10 protein-coding genes are annotated in these 17,468 nt (G+C 72.1%); all 10 read right to left on the bottom strand.

Features of this window, described 5'->3' with window-relative positions:
- Positions 1–14: 14 nt before the first annotated feature.
- Positions 15–638 (bottom strand): PadR family transcriptional regulator, encoded by a 624-nt coding sequence (locus GA0070618_RS28985; RefSeq protein ID WP_157749032.1) that lies wholly within the window; start codon positions 636–638, stop codon positions 15–17.
- A gap of 78 nt (positions 639–716) precedes the next feature.
- Complete coding sequence (dpgD, locus tag GA0070618_RS28980) at positions 717–1,526, bottom strand: enoyl-CoA-hydratase DpgD (protein ID WP_088984460.1); 810 nt, start codon at positions 1,524–1,526, stop codon at positions 717–719.
- Positions 1,527–1,553: 27 nt separating this feature from the next.
- Positions 1,554–2,879 carry a (3,5-dihydroxyphenyl)acetyl-CoA 1,2-dioxygenase DpgC gene (gene dpgC, locus GA0070618_RS28975; protein WP_088984459.1) on the bottom strand — a complete coding sequence of 442 codons (1,326 nt, stop codon included), beginning with the start codon at positions 2,877–2,879 and terminating at the stop codon, positions 1,554–1,556.
- A complete protein-coding gene (dpgB, locus tag GA0070618_RS28970; RefSeq protein WP_088984458.1) occupies positions 2,860–3,534 on the bottom strand; it encodes an enoyl-CoA-hydratase DpgB in 675 nt (224 codons plus the stop codon). The genes dpgC and dpgB overlap by 20 nt, the downstream gene beginning before the upstream one ends.
- Before the next feature lie 47 nt (positions 3,535–3,581).
- The gene (dpgA, locus tag GA0070618_RS28965; RefSeq protein WP_088984457.1) at positions 3,582–4,718 is read right to left on the bottom strand and encodes a 3,5-dihydroxyphenylacetyl-CoA synthase DpgA; all 1,137 of its coding nucleotides are present in this window, start codon (positions 4,716–4,718) and stop codon (positions 3,582–3,584) included.
- 57 nt (positions 4,719–4,775) lie between these two features.
- Complete coding sequence (locus tag GA0070618_RS28960; RefSeq protein WP_088984456.1) at positions 4,776–8,684, bottom strand: non-ribosomal peptide synthetase; 3,909 nt, start codon at positions 8,682–8,684, stop codon at positions 4,776–4,778.
- Positions 8,681–9,502 carry a methyltransferase domain-containing protein gene (locus GA0070618_RS28955; RefSeq protein ID WP_088984455.1) on the bottom strand — a complete coding sequence of 274 codons (822 nt, stop codon included), beginning with the start codon at positions 9,500–9,502 and terminating at the stop codon, positions 8,681–8,683. Before GA0070618_RS28955 ends, GA0070618_RS28960 begins: the two co-directional genes overlap by 4 nt.
- Before the next feature lie 24 nt (positions 9,503–9,526).
- Complete coding sequence (locus GA0070618_RS28950; RefSeq protein ID WP_088984454.1) at positions 9,527–15,820, bottom strand: non-ribosomal peptide synthetase; 6,294 nt, start codon at positions 15,818–15,820, stop codon at positions 9,527–9,529.
- Positions 15,821–15,897: 77 nt separating this feature from the next.
- Positions 15,898–17,202, bottom strand: coding sequence for an aminotransferase-like domain-containing protein (locus GA0070618_RS28945; RefSeq protein WP_231931495.1), 1,305 nt, complete (start codon positions 17,200–17,202; stop codon positions 15,898–15,900).
- Positions 17,199–17,417 (bottom strand): MbtH family protein, encoded by a 219-nt coding sequence (locus GA0070618_RS28940; RefSeq protein ID WP_377655420.1) that lies wholly within the window; start codon positions 17,415–17,417, stop codon positions 17,199–17,201. The genes GA0070618_RS28945 and GA0070618_RS28940 overlap by 4 nt, the downstream gene beginning before the upstream one ends.
- Between the last annotated feature and the right edge of the window lie 51 nt (positions 17,418–17,468).

Here is a 17,468-nt window from a genome sequence, read left to right as displayed (position 1 = left end):
GGTCGGGGACGGGCTCAGGAGCCGGCGGGCGTGTCGTCGTCGGCGAGGATGCGGTACAGGTCGCGTCGGGCCGCGTCCAGCACCCGCCCGGCCCGGGTCAGCTGCTCGTCGTTGCCGGTCGCGGTCACCTGGGTCACCGCCGAGGCCAGCCCGTCGAGGGCACGGCGTACCTCGGTGACCCGGTCGGGCAGCAGCCGGTCGACCGCCTGCCACGGCTCGTTGACGCGGTCCTCGTGCGCCGCGACGAAGGCGTGCCCGGCCTCGGTGAGGTGGCAGCGCCGGTCCGTCCCGGTGCCGGTCACCCCCACCAGGCCCTCCTCCTCCAACTGGGCCAGTGCCGGGTAGACCGAGCCGGGGCTGGGCCGCCACCGGCCGCCGCTGCGCTCGGCGACTGCCTGGATGAGCTGGTAGCCGTTGCGGGGCTGCTCGTGCAGCAGCGCCAGCAGCGCGGCCCGGACGTCGCCTCGGCGCATCCGGCCCGCCCGTCCCCCGCCAGGCGGCGGTGGCGGGGGTGGAGGCGGGGGCGGAAGCGGGGGAGCCGGCTTGGCCGGCAGGGGCGGGAACGGGGGCAGGGCACCCGGGTCCCCGTCCGGCCCGATGTGGACGTGCCGGGGAACCCCGGAGCGGTGCTCGGACATCGGTCGACCTCCGTCGGGTGTGGACACAGTAACGATATATCGCGATAGCTCGTTACGGTAGTCCTTCCGACGGACCGGTCACCTGCCCTCCCAGACCGGATCGCGCTTCTCCACGAACGCCCGGGGGCCCTCCACCGCGTCCCGGCTGGTCGACCGCCGCTGCTCCCACTCGTAGTGGGCGGTGAACGCCTGCTCCAGCGGCATGTCCACCGACCGCATCGCGGCCTGCTTGATCGCCCGGACCGCCAGGGGAGCGCTGCGCAGCAGGTCGGCCACCCAACCCGCGACGCAGTCGTCGAGCTCGTCGGCGGGCACCACGTCGTTGACCAGCCCGAGCTGCCACGCCCGCCGCGCGTCCAGGCGACGACCGGTCAGCAGGTGACCCATCGCCGTCTTCAACGGCAGCTGCCGGGCCAGCCGGAAGACCCCGCCCGCGCCGGCGACCAGGCCGAGCCGGGCCTCCGGCAGCGCGAACACCGCGTCCTCGGAGGCCACGACGACGTCGCAGGCCAGCGCCAGCTCGAAGCCGCCGCCCAGGGCGTAACCGCGCACCCGGGCCACGACCGGCTTGGACAACTCGAACCGTTCGGTCAGTCGGGGCCAGCCGGGCTGCCCCCGACTGCCGAACGTGGTCGGACCGGACCCGGCGCGGTCCCGGTCGGCCCGCTCCTTGAGGTCCTGTCCGGTGGAGAACGCGCGGTCACCGGCGCCGGTCAGCACCGCCACCCACAGCTCGTCGTCGGCCTCGAAGTCGTCCCACACCCGCCCGAGTTCCTCGTGCGTCCGCAGGTCCATGGCGTTGAGCACGTGCGGCCGGTTCAGCGTCACGTACGCGACCCGGCCCCGCTTCTCGTACCGGACCCGGGGCTCGTCGACGTCCTGCGTCACCGTTGCGCGCTCCTTCTCCGTCTCAGGTCAGTCCGTCACCGCCGCCGCCCGGGGGGCCGCGGCGAAACGGGTGACCTTGTGCATGACGTCCTCGCTGTAGAGCCGGCGGGCCTGCTGGACGGCGAACTCGGCCAGGTAGGCCCGGAACCACTCCTGCGGCTCCTCGGCGAGGTTGAGCATCCGCCGGTTCGCCACCACCGCCGGGGCGTCCATCCGGGCGACCTCCGCCGCGACCGCCGCGTCCATCTCCTCGGCCGGGACGACCTCGTCGAAGAACAGCTTCCCGTCCGGCTCGCTCGCCGAGATGCGCCGCCCGGCGAGGATGACCTGCCGGGACAGCCGGCCGTTGGCGACCCGTCCGAGGCGCAGGTTACCCACCCCCGGCACGATGCCCTCCTGGGCCGCCGGCAGGCTGAAGAAGGCGTCCCGTTCGGCCACCACCCGGTCGCAGGCCAGCACGAGCTGCGCGCCACCACCGATGGCGAAGGAGTCCACCGCCGCGATCCACGGCTTCTGCACCACGTCGCCGTCCCAGGCCCGGTCGCGCTCACCGGTCAGCCCGTGGACGATCTTGGCAATGTAGCCCAGCTCCCGACGGAGCAGGAAGTCCACGTAGGAGATCTGCCCGGCCTGGAGACACCGCAGGTTGATGCCGGCGCTGAACACCCGGCGCCCGGCGTACCGGGGATGGGTCATCACCCCACCGCGCAGCACACCCACCCGCACCGACGGAGCCAGCAGGGCCAGGTCGACGGCGGTCTCCATGTCCTCGACCTGCGCGTTGTCCTCGGCGTTGAGACAGTCGTCCCGCTGCATGGTCAGGTGGGCCGCGCCGTCCCGGACCTCCACGCGCACCGAGTCCAGCCGTGCGACGCCGGTGCGCGCGAACTCGGGCAGCAGGGCCAGCGCCCGCGCGGTGGGCCGGCGCATGGCCTCCAGCAGGTGCGGCCCGGCGAGGTCCGACCGGAGCAGGTGACTGACCAGGATGCTCTGGTCGGTATCCAGCCCCTCCTTCTCCGCCGGCGGCAGCCGCAGCTCGGCGGCGACCTGCGCGCGGGTCGGCACGAGACCGGGCACCGCCTCGGCGACCGCCGCGCAGACCTCGTCCAGCCGCAGGTGGCGGGAACGCTCCCCGGTCACCTCGTCGTAGAGCCGGTCCACGTGGCCGCGCAGGAACGCGTCGGCCAGGTCCCGGGCCTGCCGGCGGGCCTCGGTGACGGCCGCCCGCTGCTCCGGCGACCGCTCGGCCGGTCCGGGCAGGGTGGCGAGCAGGTCGTCGACCCGTGCCGCGGCGGCGGTGACCGCGCGGGCGGCGGGCAGGGTCCCGACCGGTTCAGACGAGAGCCGCGACATCGTGCGCCCCCTCCGATCGGGGCCGCCGCAGCAGCCGGTCGCAGGCGGCGAGGTGGCGGCCGAGAGCCTCCTCGAACGGGATGGTCGTCGCGTCGAGCATGAGCTGGCGGCGGACCGCGACGTCGGGGCCGGCGGTGGCGGCGAGCGCGGCGACGGTCTCCGCGACGGCCGTCGCGACGTCGTCGGTGACCTCGTCGACGAGGTCCAGGGTGAGCGCCCGGGCGGCGGGGATCGCCTCGGCGAAGAGCACCGAGCGCCGCAGCCGGGCGTACCCGACCTGGTTCGCCAGCCGGTAGAGGCCCATCCCGGGCCAGGCGCCCCCGTCGGTGACCGGCAGGTGCAGCCGGGCGTCGGTGGTGGCGACCCGCAGGTCGGTGGCGAGCAGGGCCTCGACGGCGGTGCCGCCGCAGTCCCCGCGGACCACGGCGACGGTCGTCGTGCCGACCCGCTCCAGGCGGCGCAGGACCCGCTCCCACCGGTTCACCACGGCCAGCGGCGGCCGGTCGGTGGCGGTCGGCGCGGGGACGCCGGTGAGGTCGAGCAGCGCGACGGCACCGGCGGGCGCGTCCTCGACGGTGTCGATGAAGGCGTCGAGCGCCGCGACGATCGCCGGAGCGAGCGGCTCGCTCCCGTCGATGGAGTGCTGGAGCTGCATGTCTTCTCCCGTGTGGGGTGGCAGGGATGGAAGGTGCGCCGGGCGGTTCACCAGCGGACCAGGCAGGTCTCGATGGTGGAACCGGGCCCCATCGTCATGAGGACGCCGTACTCGCCGGGACGGACGGTGCCCTCCTGGATCAGGCGTTCGTAGGAGAAGAGGAACGACCCGCTCGACAGGTTGCCGTAGTCGCGCAGGACACCGGTGGTGTGCCGCAGGTCGTAACGGGTCAGGCCGAGGTTGACGCCGACGGCGTCGATGACCTTCTTGCCCCCGGAGTGCACGAGCCAGTGCGCGATGTCGGACTGGCGCAGGCCGGCCCGACCGAGCAGCCGGTCCACGGTCAGCCGGGCGTGCGCGCCCACGACGTACGGGATGTCCGGGTCGAGGTAGAAGCTGAACCCGTTCTGCGCGCTGTCCCAGTCGTAGCGCATCGCGTCCACCGCCTCGGGGATGATGCAGCTGGTGAAGTCGACGATGCGCGGGGTGAGCGGCTGGTCGGTGGCCGGGTCGGGCTCGGTCCCGGCGACCACCGCGATGGCCGCCGACCCGTCGCCGAAGAGGCTGTTCACCACCGAGGTACGCATGGTGCCGTCGAAGACGTACGCGGCCGAGCAGGCCTCGATGCAGACCATCAGGGCCAGCTCGCCGGGGTGGGCACGGGCCCAGCCGGCGACCGCGTTGAGGCTGTTCAGCCCCGCGTTGCAGCCCATGCCGACGATGTCGGCGCGGCTGGTGTGCCGGTCGAGCCCGAGTTCCCGGATCAGCAGGGCGCTGAAGCCCGGGGTGAGGAACCCGGTGGAGGTGACGCAGAGCAGGTAGTGGACGTCGGAGAGGTCCGCGCCGATCTGCTTCAGGCACTCCTGCACCGCGCGACTGCCCATCGCGATGCCCTGTGCCTTGTGCTTGGCCAGCAGTTGGCCGGTGGTCTCCATCGCGCGCACACCGTCGGCGTCCGGCTCCGGCAGGGTTAGGAACCGCCGGTCGATGGCGCTGTTCAGGTAGACCGAGCGGATCCTGGCATCCCGGATGTCGAAGATGTCGAGGAGTTCCCGCTGGGAGTAGGCCGTCTCCGGGGTCGCCGTGCCGACGGCCAGGATCCGGGCCATGGCCGTCGACTCGAGCGCCGGAGGCGGCGTGGCGCGGATCAGGCCCGGGTGGGGCAGCAGTGCGGTGGGCATCATCGGTATGTCCAACCCCACATCCGCTTCCGGCTCCTGGTCAGCTGTTTGACCGTTCGCTCAGTCAAGGTCGCTCATCCTTTCCGCGATGATCGGGCCGATTCGGGACATGGCGTCCGTCCGGACGATGTCGAGGTGGCCGCAGTCCAGGTCGTGGAACTCCGCCCCGCCGGTGAGGAACGGCTGCCAGAGCAGGTCGGAGTCCTTGTTGTGCCGGGTCGCGACGAAGCCGAGGACCGGACCGTCGAACCGGACGGGCGAGTTGACGGACATCGCCCGGATGTTCGCCGCCGTCACCGCGACCAGCCGGTCCAGCGTCGCGTCGTCCAACGAGGCCAGCGGGCTCTGCGCGGCCACGAGCTGCTCCCGCCGGGTCCGACCCGCGTCGGTGTTCACCCCGTCCAGGGCGACGTAGTGGGCCTCCTCCTCGGTCGGCTCGTACGGACCCTCGCCACCCGGCCGGGCGTCGAACAGGACGAGCAACGCCACCTGGGCGCCACCGGCCCGGAGCTCCACCGCCACCCGGTGGGCCAGGGTGCCCCCGAACGACCATCCGGCGAGCACGTACGGACCGGCGGGCTGGATCGCGGTGATCCGGTCGCGGTATCCGGCGGCCAGCTCGGCCACGCTAAGGTCGTCGACCGTCCCGCCGGCGAGCCTCGGGTCCTGGAGCGCGTGGATCGGGTGCCCCGGTGGAACGTGCCGGGGCAGGGCCGAGTAGCCCCAGCCGAGCCCGTTCGCGGGCGGCAGCACGAAGACCGGGGTCCGCTCGCCCGAACGGCGGTAGGTCAGCACCGGTTCCAGCCCGGTCGCCTGACCGTGGTCGAGGAGACGGTCGAGCTGCGCGACGGTCGGCGCGGCGAACACCGTCCGGACCCCGACGTCGACACCGAGCACCGCCCGGATCCGGTTCACCAGGCGGGGCGTGAGCAGCGAGTGTCCACCCAGGTCGAAGAAGCTCTCGTCTACCCCCGGGTTCGGCACGCCCAGCACCTCGGCGAACAGGTCGACGAGGATCTGCTGGCGGGGGGTGGCCGGCGGTCGTCCGCCCGTCCGCCGCTGCGGCTCCGGCAGCGCCGCCCGGTCCACCTTGCCGTTGGCGTTGAGCGGCAGTGCGTCCAGCACGACCAACGACGGGGGCACCATGTAGTCGGGCAGCCGGGCGGCCAGGTGCGCCCGGACACCGTCCAGGTCCGGTTCGGTCCCGGGCCGTCGGGCGAGGTAGCCGACCAGGGAGCGGTCGCCGTTGCCGCCGGTGTGGACGGTGACCACCGAGGCGGCCACGTCCGGGTGCGCGTCGAGCGCCGCGACGATCTCGCCCAGCTCGATCCGGAACCCGCGGATCTTCACCTGGTCGTCGGTGCGGCCCAGGTACTCCAGGTGACCGTCGCGCGCCCAGCGGACCAGGTCACCGGTGTGGTACATCCGCGCGCCGGGCTCGCCGTACGGGTCGGCGACGAACCGGCTGGCGGTCAACCCCGGCCGCCCCAGGTAGCCCCGGGTCACGCAGGTGCCACCGACGTACAGGTCGCCTGCCGTGCCCTCCGGCACCGGACGCAGGCGCTCGTCCAGGACGTACGCCCGGGTGTTGGCGACGGGATGCCCGATCGACGGCGGTCCGGGCCGGTCGTCGATCACCGCGTCCGTGCAGCTGACGGTCGTCTCGGTCGGGCCGTATCCGTTGATCACCCGGCGGCCGACAGCGCGCATCCGGTCGGCGAGCTGACGGGACAGGGCCTCGCCCCCGGTGATCAACATGAGGCCCCGCATCGGCTCCGGCACGGTCGCCAGGAGCACCTGCCACAGGCTCGGCGTGGTCTGCATGACGGTGACACCCTGGTCGCGGACCACCTGCGCCAGCGCGGTCGGGTCGTGCACCGTCTCCCGGCGGACCAGCACCACCGTGGCCCCGGCGACCAGCGGGGCGAACAGGTCGAGAACCGACATGTCGAACGCCGCCGTCGTGATCGCGGCGAGCCGGTCCCGTTCGGTCAGGCACAGGAACTCGCCGATGGCGACCTGGTAGTTGACCAGGTTGGCATGGGTCACGACGACCCCCTTGGGGCGTCCCGTCGACCCCGACGTGTAGATCACGTAGGCGGCGTTGGCGGGTGCCACCACCGGGCGGACGGCGTCGGCGGCCTGCGGCAGCAGCCCGGTCGCCACCGCCTCGTCCAGCACGATGCGCGGACACCCGTCGACGTCGGGCAGCGCGTCCGCGGACTCCCGGTCGGTCAGCATCAGCACCGGCCGGGCATCGTCGAGCATGAAGGAGATCCGCTCCGCCGGGTGATCGGTGTCGATCGGCAGGTACGCCCCACCGGCCTTCCACACCGCCAGGATCGCCACGAGCAGACGCTCCGACCGGTCCAGGGGAAGGGCGACGAACCGCTCCGGACCCACCCCGCACCGGCGGAGGATGCCGGCCAGCCGGTCGGCCTGCTCGTCGAGTTCCCGGTAGGTCAGCTCCCGGTCCCCGGCGACCACCGCGACCGCGTCCGGCCGCCGTGCCACCTGCTCGGCGATCATGTCCAGGATCGAACCGTCCGGCAGCGGACGGGCGGTGGCGCTGGCGGTGTCGAGCAGCCGGTTCCGGGTGGCCTCGTCCAACAGGTCGATCCCGCTGATCGGCTGTCGCGGCGTGGCCGCCACCGTCGCCAGGACCCGGACCAACTGCGCGGCGACGGCCTGCGCCGAGTCGGGGTGGAACAGGTCCTGGGCGTACTCGACCAGGCCCTTGATCCCCGCCGGTTCGCCGGCCTCGTCCCGCTGCTCGGCGAGGACGAAGGAGAGGTCGAACTTGGCCACGTCGTGGGCGGAGCGTTGCGGCGTCCCGGCCAGCCCGAGCAGCGGTACGTCCTCGGTACCGCCGCTGGCCACCATGAAGAAGACCTGGAACAGCGGGTGCCGGGACAGGGAACGGGTCGGCTGGAGCTCCTCGATGAGACGTTCGAACGGCAGGTCCTGGTGGTCGAAGGCGGCCAGGTCCAGCGCCCGGATCCGGTGCAGCAGCTCGACGAAGGTCGGATCACCGGAGGTGTCGGTGCGCAGCACCAGCGAGTTGACGAAGAACCCGACCAGGTCGTCCAGTGCCTCGTCCGACCGGCCCGACACCGCGGTGCCCAACGGGACGTCGGTGCCGGCGCCGAGGCGGGTGAGCAGGGTGGCGACGGCCGCCTGGACGACCATGTACACGGTCACCTGCTCCGCCTGGGCCAGGCCCCGCAGTCGCCGGTGGGTCTCCGCGTCGACGGTGAACTCGACCGTGCCGCCCCGATGGGACGACTGGACCGGCCGGGGGAAGTCGGTGGGGAGCGTCAGTTCCTCCGGCAGCCCCCGCAGGGTGCGCCGCCAGAAGTCCAACTGCCGGTTGAGCTCGCTGGCCGGGTCGTCGTCGGTGCCGAGCAGGTCCCGCTGCCAGAGCGTGTAGTCGCCGTACTGCACCGGTAGCGGCTCCCATGTCGGGGCCGTGCCGGCCAGTCGGGCCGCGTACGCCTGGGACAGGTCCCGGCCCAGCGGCCCCATCGACGCGCCGTCGGCCGCGATGTGGTGCAGGACCAGCACCAGCACGTGGTCGTCGTCGGCGACCGTGAACAGCCGTACCGCCAGCGGAAGTTCGGTGGACAGGTCGAACGCGCGCGTGCAGAGCTGGGCCACCCGCGCGTCCACCTCGTCGGCGGCGACCGTCTCGTGCGCGGTGTCGATCCGCGCCTCGGCCGGGGGCAGGACGCGCTGCGCCGGCTCACCGTCGATCTCGACGTAGACCGTCCGCAACACCTCGTGCCGGGTGACCACGTCGGCCACCGCCGCCCACAGCGCGTCCGGGTCGACCCGGACGCTGAAGCGGTTGATCAGCGGAACGTTGTACGTCGCCGACGGGCCGTCCAGCTTGTACATGAACCACAGCCGGCGCTGGGCGTACGACAGCGGGAGCACCGCCTCATCCCCCATGGTCAACGATCCGGTCACCGCTTGCGCCAGACGGTGACGTGTGAGTCGAACCAGTCGTACTCGCGGGGGTTCTGCCGCAGCACACCGGGCTCGTCGACCTCGGCGACCAGCTCGAAGCCGTCCCGCAGCAGGGCGCGGAGGGCCTCCTCGCTCGGCGTGGCGGTCGCGGCCGAGCCCAGCCACTCGCTCGGGGCGCTGTACTCGGCATACCACGACCAGGGACAGGCGACCATCATCAGGCCACCGCTGCGGAGGATGTCCGCCGAGGCGGAGAACTGCTCCAGACAGGCCGCCGGCTGCTGCACCCGGTCCAGGACGTTGGAGAGCACGACCGCGTCGTACGCCTTCTCCGGGGTCCGCAGCGCGTTCGCGTCGCCGACCTCGAAGGTCACCCCGGAACGACGGCCGGGCTCGTCGATCCGGATCACGATCTCGCGGTAGAAGGGGCCCTGCTCGATGACGCAGAACGTGCCGCCGCCGTGCTCGGTCAGTGTCTGGGCGATCTCGATCGAGCGGTGGCTGACGTCGACGCCGACCACCTCGTCGCGTACCCAGCCGCTGAGCGCGTGTGTCACACCGCCCACGCTGCACCCGATGTCGAGCGCGCGCGCCACCGTCGTCCCGGTGCGCTCCGCGCACGAACGCATCAGGTCGGAGAGGCGCTGGCAGTAGCCGTGGGCCGCGGCCAGCGGATGCTGGCCCCGGTTGAACAGGTCCTCCAGGCTGCCGTAGTGCATCAGCAGGTACTTGGAGAGGTCACGGGAGGCGTCGTAGGGAGCACTGGCGTCGTGCTCGAACAGTTCGTCGCCCTTGAGCAGGGCCGGAGGCAGCGTCATGGGAGGGTTCCTTCCGCTTGTGGCTCAGCGGCTGCCCGTCGACCGCGCACGAAGCGTGGGACGGGCGGGCCGGGCCGAGGTCAGGTGGGGTTCGAGAGCGACGACGGTGGGGTTCTCGAAGAGTTGGCGGACGCCGAGTTCGACGCCGAGGGTGGTGCGGATGCGGTTGACCAGGCGGGTGGCGAGGAGGGAGTGTCCGCCGAGGTCGAAGAAGTTGTCGCCGGTGCCGACGTCGGGCAGGCCGAGGACGTCGGCGAAGAGTCGGCAGAGCACGTCCTGCCGGGCGGTGCGGGGGGTGTCCTCGACGGTGGTGTGTCGTTCCGGAGCGGGCAGGGCGTTGCGGTCGAGCTTGCCGTTGGCGGTGATCGGCAGGGCGGTCATGGTCACGTAGGCGCTGGGGACCATGTAGTCGGGCAGTTTCGCGCCGAGGTCGCGGCGGAGCTGGGCCAGGTCGATCGGGTTGCCGTCGTCGGTGGGGACGAGGTAGGCGACGAGGCGTTTGTCGCCGGGTTGGTCTTCGCGGGCGATGACGGCGGCGTGGCGGATGTCGTCGCGCGCGGTGAGGGCGGCCTCGATCTCACCGAGTTCGATGCGGAAGCCGCGGATCTTGACTTGGTCGTCGGTGCGGCCGAGGAAGTGCAGGTTCCCGTGGGTGTCCCAGCGGGCGAGGTCGCCGGTGCGGTACATGCGGGCGCCGGGGGGTCCGTAGGGGTTGGCGACGAAGCGGGTGGCGGTGAGGTCGGGGCGGTTGACGTAGCCGCGGGCGGTGCCGGCTCCGGCGAGGTAGAGCTCTCCGGGGACACCCACGGGGACGGGTTGGAGGTGCTGGTCGAGGACGTGGAGGTGGGTGCCCTGGAGGGGGTGTCCGAGGGGGACGGTGGCGCCGGCTTGTTCTCCGTGTCGCCAGGGGTACTGGGTGACGCAGAGGGTCATTTCGGTGGGGCCGTACGTGGTGCGGACGATGGTGGTGGGGCAGTGGGCCAGGGTGTGGTTGACGGCTTGGGCGGAGATCACGTCGCCGCCGGTGGTGACCTCGGTCAGCCCGGCGAAGGCGTCCACCAGTTCGTCGGCGACGACGCGGAACAGGCCGGCGGTGAGGCTGAGCCGGGTGATCTGGTGCTCGCGGAGCAGGTTCTGCAGGGCTGCGGCGTCCAGGTTGCCGGGTGGGGCGACGACGACTTGTCCGCCGGCGAGGAGGGGTCCCCAGAGTTCCCAGGTGGAGGCGTCGAAGGCGTGGGGGGAGTGGAGGAGGGTGCGGTCGTTGGTGTGCATGGCCCAGCTGGGGTCGCGGACGAGGTCGACGACGCCTTGGTGGGTGATCTGGATGCCCTTCGGCTCGCCGGTGGAGCCGGACGTGTACATCACGTAGCAGAGCTGGTCGGGATGGACGTCCGGAAGGTCGGTGACGTCGACGGACGGGTCCGGCTCGCAGGTCAGCACCTGCCGGCCCGTGGCGCGCTCCCCGGCGACCAGCTCGTGGTCGCGGAACGCGGCATCCACCAGGAGAACCGGTGACGTGCTGTCCGCAGCCACCGCCCGCATCCGTTCCAGCGGGTACGCGGTGTGGATGGGCAGGTAGGCGCCGCCGGCCTTGAGGACGGCGAGGATGCCCACCACGAGGTCGACCGAGCGTTGCATGAGCATCGGTACGGGCGTCTCGGCGACCACCCCTGCGGCCTGGAGCGTGGCCGCGAGTGCCTCGGACCGTCGCCGCAGGTCGGTGTAGGTGAGCGTGGTGTGGCCGTCGGTGACGGCGACCAGGTCGGGGGTGCGGTCGGCCTGCTCGTCGAAGGCCCGCACGACGCTGCACGCCACGGACGGGGTGGCGGTGCTGGCAGCCTCGGCCCGCATCTGCTGCCGCTCGGCGGCGGTGAGGATGTCGAGCCGGCTGATCGGGGTGGCGGGTTGCCGGGCGACTTGGCGCAGGATCGCGTCGAGGCGCTGCCCGAGCAGTTCGACGGTCTCCTGGACGAAGAGGTCCGTGGCGTAGGTGATGGTGATGTCCAGGTCGGCGTCGACCGGTTCGTCCGCCACGGTGATGTCGAGGTCGAACTTGGCGATGGCGAGCCGGGTCGGTTCCGGCGTGCAGTCCAGCCCCGGTAGGGGAGTGGTGGTGGGGGTGCGGTCGGCGCGCGACAGGGCGATCTGGAACAGCGGGTGCCGGGCGAGCGAGCGCGTGGGCTGGAGGTGTTCGACGAGGCGTTGGAAGGGGAGGTCTTGGTGGTCGTAGGCGGTGAGGTCGGTGTCGCGGACCCGGCTGATCAGGTCGGTGAAGGTGGGGTCGCCGGTGGTGTCGGTGCGGAGGACGAGGGTGTTGACGAAGAAGCCGATGAGGTGGTCGAGGGTGTCGTCGGTGCGTCCGGCGACGACGGTGCCGAGGGGGATGTCGGTGCCGGCGCCGAGTCGGGTGAGGAGGGTGGCGATGGCGGCTTGGACGACCATGAAGAGGGTGGCGTCGTGCTGGCGGGCGACGGCGCGCAGTGCGGTGTGGGTGGTGGGGTCGATGGTGAGGTCGACGCGTCCGGCCCGGTAGGTGGCCTGCGGTGGGCGGGGGTGGTCGGCGGGCAGCGCCAGTTCGTCGGGCAGTCCGGCCAACGTGGTGCCCCAGTAGCGCAGTTGGCGGCTGATCTCGCTGTCCGGGTCGTCGTCGGCACCGAGTAGTGCCTGCTGCCAGAGGGTGTAGTCGGCGTACTGGACGGGGAGGGGTTCCCAGTCGGGGGCGTGGCCCGCGAGTCGGGCGGTGTAGGCGGTGGCGAGGTCGCGGGCGAGGGGTGTCATGGAGGCGCCGTCGCCGGCGATGTGGTGCAGGTTCACCAGCAGGAGGTGGTCCTGTTCGCCGGTGGTGATGAGGTGGACGGCGAGCGGTGCCTCGCGGGTGAGGTCGAAGGGGTGTGCCGAGGCGGTGGCGAGGAGCTGTTCGGCCTGCTCGGCGGGAGTCTGGTGGTGGGCGAACGTGGCGATCCCGGGGGCGGGGTCGAGGATCCGCTGGACCGACTCGCCGTCGGTTTCGGTGTAGAGGGTGCGGAGGATTTCGTGTCGGTTGACCAGGTCGTCGACGGCGGCGCGGAGGGCGTCGACGTCCACGGTGCCGTGCAGGCGGGTGGTGACCGGCACGTTGTACGTCGCCGACGGACCCTCCACCCCGTGCAGGAACCACAACCGGCGCTGGGCGAACGAGAGCGGCAGCGGGTCCGGACGACTCTCCACCGCGCTGACCGGGGGACGCGACGAGCCCGTGGTCAGGTGTGGTTCGAGGGTGGCGACGGTGGGGTTTTCGAAGAGGTGGCGGACGCTGAGTTCGACGCCGAGGGTGCCGCGGATGCGGTTGACGAGGCGGGTGGCGAGGAGGGAGTGGCCGCCGAGGTCGAAGAAGTTGTCGGTGGTGCCGATTTCGGGTTGGCCGAGGACGGCGGCGAAGAGTTGGCAGAGCACGGTTTGTCGGGCGTTGCGGGGCGCGGCGTGGGTGCTGGTGGTGGTGTGGGTGGGGGCGGGTAGGACCGCGCGGTCGAGTTTCCCGTTCGCGGTCATGGGGAGGGCGTTCATGGTCACGTAGGCGGTGGGGACCATGTAGTCCGGTAGCTGTGCGCCGAGATCCCGACGGAGGGCGGCCAGGTTCACGGTGGTGTCGTTGTCGGTGGGGACGAGGTAGGCGACGAGGCGTTTGTCGCCGGGTTGGTCTTCGCGGACGATGACGGCGGCGTGGTGGATGTCGTGGCGTGCGGTGAGGGTGGTTTCGATTTCGCCGAGTTCGATGCGGAAGCCGCGGATCTTGACTTGGTCGTCGGTGCGGCCGAGGAAGTGGAGGTGGCCGGTGGTGTCCCATTGGACTAGGTCGCCGGTGCGGTACATGCGGGTGCCGGCCGGGCCGTACGGATCGGCGACGAACCGGGCAGCGGTCAGGGCGGCCCGTTTCACGTACCCCCGGGCCAGACCCGGGCCGGCGACGTAGAGCTCGCCCGGCACGCCCACCGGCACGGGCTGCAACGATCCGTCGAGGACGTAGAGGTCGGTGTTGGCGACCGGGACGCCGATGGTGACGGGTTGCCCGGCGGGTAGGGGTCCGCCGCTGGCGCAGACGGTGACCTCGGTGGGGCCGTAGGAGTTGACCAGGCGGTAGTCGACGGACCAGGTGTCGACCAGCCACTGCGGACACGCCTCGCTCGCGGTGATCACCATCGCCCCGGCGGGGATCGTGCCGGCTGGCAGGGACGCCAGCAGGGACGGGGTGACGGTGACGTGGGTGGTCCGGCGGACCAGGTCGTGGCCGGTACCGGCGGTGAGGAGCTGTTCCGGGGCGAAGGGGACGACGGCGCCGCCGGCGAGCAGGGCCATGAGCATCTCCCAGACCGAGCCGTCGAAGCCGATCGAGGCGATCTGGAGGACGTGACTGCCGGGGCGGACCTCGAAGTCCCGCTGGTAGCGGTGGGCCAGCCGGCTGATGCCCCGGTGCGTGACCGTCACACCCTTCGGCGCACCCGTCGACCCCGACGTGTAGATCACATATGCCGCGTTGTCCAGGTGCAGCGGCGGCTGCGGGTCGGTGTCGGGCAGGGTGGCCACCTCGCGCCACAGGTCCTCGCCCACGACCAGGAGCTTCGCCGCCGTGACCTCGGGCAGGAGGCCGGGGTCGTCGACGAGGACCACCGGCGGTGCCGTGTCCCGCAGCACGTACTCCTTGCGGGCGGTCGGGTACGCCGGGTCCAGCGGTACGTAGCAGCCACCCGCCTTGCTGATCGCCACCAGGACCGTGACCAGGTCCAGTGACCGGCTCATCGACACCGTCACCGGGACGTCCGGTCCGACCCCCTGACCCATCAGGTGGTGGGCGAGCCGGTTGGCCCGCACATCGAGCTCCCGGTACGTGATCTCCACGCCACCATGGACCACCGCGACGGCGTCCGGGTGCTGCCGGACCTGCCGGCCGAAGAGCGCCGGAAGGGTCTCGCACGGCACCCGGGGCGTGGCCCGCTGGAAACCCTCCAGAACCTGGCGGCGTTCCTCGGCGGCCAGGATGTCCGTGGACCCCAGTCGTCGTCCCGGGTCGGCGGCGACCTGCTCCAGCACCGCCACCAGTCGCCGCCCCAGCGCCTCCGCGCCGGCCCGGGTGAAGAGGTCCTTCGCGTACGTGACGGTCAGCTCCAGCTCACTGGTCCCGTCCCGCGAGACGAACCCGAAGAACACGTCGAACTTCGCCGTCTCGAACGGCGCCTTCTCCGCCACCACGTCCAGCCCGTCCATCTCCAGGACGAGCCCCCGGTCCACCGCGAAGGCGATCTGGAACAGCGGGTGCCGGGCGAGCGAGCGCGCGGGCTGGAGGTGTTCGACGAGGCGTTGGAAGGGGAGGTCCTGGTGGTCGTAGGCGCTGAGGTCGGTGTCGCGGACCCGGCTGATCAGGTCGGTGAAGGTGGGGTCGCCGGTGGTGTCGGTGCGCAGGACGAGGGTGTTGACGAAGAAGCCGATGAGGTGGTCGAGGGTGTCGTCGGTGCGTCCGGCGACGACGGTGCCCAGCGGGATGTCGGTGCCGCAACCCAGTCGGGTGAGGAGGGTGGCGATGGCGGCTTGGACGACCATGAAGAGGGTGGCGTCGTGCTGGCGGGCGACGGCGCGCAGCGCGTCGTGGGTGGCCGGGTCGATGGTGAGGTCGACGCGTCCGGCCCGGTAGGACGCCTGCGGTGGGCGGGGGTGGTCGGCGGGCAGCGGCAACTCCTCGGGCAGCCCCGCCAACGCCGTACCCCAGTAGTCGAGCTGACGGCTGATCTTGCTGTCCGGGTCGTCCTCGGAGCCCAGCAGGGCCCGCTGCCACTGGCTGTAGTCGGCGTACTGCACGGGGAGCGGCTCCCACTCGGGAGCGCGGCCGGCGGTACGCGCGGCGTAGGCGGTCGAGAGGTCCTGGCTCAGCGGCCCCATCGACGTCCCGTCCCCGGCGATGTGGTGCAACGAGATCACGAGCAGGTGGTCCCGCTCGGCGACGGTGAACAGCCGCACCCGCAGCGGCAACTCGGCGGCCAGATCGAACGGACGCGCGCACGTCCGGGTCACGGCGGCGTCGGCCTCGTCCGCCGACAGCACCGCGTGGGCGAAGTCCACCCGCGCCTCGGTCACCGGCAGGACCCGCTGGACCGGCTCCCCGTCGACCTCCACGTAGACCGTCCGCAGGATGTCGTGGCGGCCCACCACGTCGGTCACGGCGGCCTCCAACGCCGTGGCGTCGATCCGGTCCCGCACGCGGGTCACCACCGGGATGTTGTACGTCGCCGACGGTCCCTCCAACCGGTCCAGGAACCACAACCGACGCTGCGCGAACGACAACGGGACCATCAGACTGCTCTCTTTCGGGTGTGCGGGGGTGCGGGGAGACGCGACGGGCTGCGGAAGGCTGCGGGGGACGCCGCAGGTCAGGACCGGACGAAGCCGGCGAGGCGGCGCAGGCCCTCGTCGATCTCGGCCGGGCTCAGGTGGCTGAAGGACAACCGGATCTGCCGGCGCGGCCGACCGTCGCCGTGGAAGTGGTGGATCGGGGTCCACAGCACCCCGTGCTCCCGCGCGGACCGTTCCAGGACGTCGTCACCGGCCTCGAAGGGCACGTTCAGCAGCAGGAAGAACCCGCCGTCCGGGGAGTTCCAGGTGACCTCCGGCCGGCTGCCGGCCGGGAAGTGGCCGGCGAGACCGTCCAGGATTTGCCGGAGGTTGCGCTGGTAGACGTCGATCTCCCGCTTGTTGGCGGCGCGCATGCTGAACCCGTTCTCCAGCAGCTTCCCGCCGATCACGGCCTGCCCGATCGGGGAGGTGTTGACCGTCAACATGCTCTTCAGCCGGGCGAGCTGGTCGGCGAGCGACTCCTGGCGTCCGTCCCGGTCGACCCGCTGGTCGGCGACGACGTACCCGACCCGCGCGCCGGGGAAGCCGGACTTGGCGAACGAGCCCACGTACACCACCCGGCGCGAGCGGTCCAGCGCCTTCAACGTCGGCGGGCCCGCCCGGTCCGGGCCGAAGATGCCGTACGGGTTGTCCTCGATCAGGAGGATGCCCTCGTCCTCGGCGGTGCGCAGCAGCTCCTCGCGGGCCGTCCGGCTCATGCTGCTGCCGGTCGGGTTGGCGAAGTCGGTGTTCAGGTACAACGCCCGGGGGGTCAGCCCCTCGGCCCGCGCCGCACGCAGCGTGCCGCCCAGGTCGGTCAGGTCCACGCCCTCGGGGCCGCCGCGCACCGGCCGTACCGGCATGTCCACCAGCTCCGCCGCGCCGGTGAGCCCGACGTAACCGGGCTGGACCGCCAGGACCACGTCCCCGGGCGTGCGGCGCAGGGCCCGCAGCACCAGGTAGAGCCCCTCCTGCGCGCCCACGGTCACCACGATCGACTCGGGGTCGACCTCGATGCCCTCGTCGACGGAGAGACTCCGGGCGACCAGGTCGTGGATGAGGCCCTTGGTCCGGCCGTACTGGAGCAGGTCCTGGCACACCCGTACCTCGTCCCCGTCGTACGCGCGCAGCAGGTGCTCGGTGTACGTGTCGAGGTACCGTCGGATCAGGTCGACGCTGAAGAAGCCCTCGTGCGGCCGGCCGGCGGCGAACGAGACGGCGTCGGGGAACCGCAGCGCGATCTCGTTGAGGAAGTTCATGGTGTCGGCCTGCGGTGAGCTGAGGAACGCGAAGAGCTCGCCGCCGCGCAGATCGACGTCGGCGGCCGTGGGGCTCACCGTCACCGCGCGTCGCCCGCCCGCATCGCCTCGACCAGGCTGCGGGGCCGCATGTCGACCCAGTTCGCCTCGACGTAGGCCAGGCACTCGCTGCGGGGGGAGTCGGTCAGGCACACCGTCCACCCGGCGGGCACCTCCGCGAACGCCGGCCAGACGGAGTACTGGCCCTCGTCGTTCACCAGGACCTTGAACTGGGCGTTCTCGTCGTCGAAGGGGTTCACCGGGAGCGCTCCTCGTGTCGTCCGACCCATGTGCAGCCGCCTCCGCGAGGC

The sequence above is a fragment of the Micromonospora echinospora genome (assembly GCF_900091495.1).
Classification (GTDB): domain Bacteria; phylum Actinomycetota; class Actinomycetes; order Mycobacteriales; family Micromonosporaceae; genus Micromonospora; species Micromonospora echinospora.
This window is presented reverse-complemented; position numbering and strand designations above follow the sequence as displayed.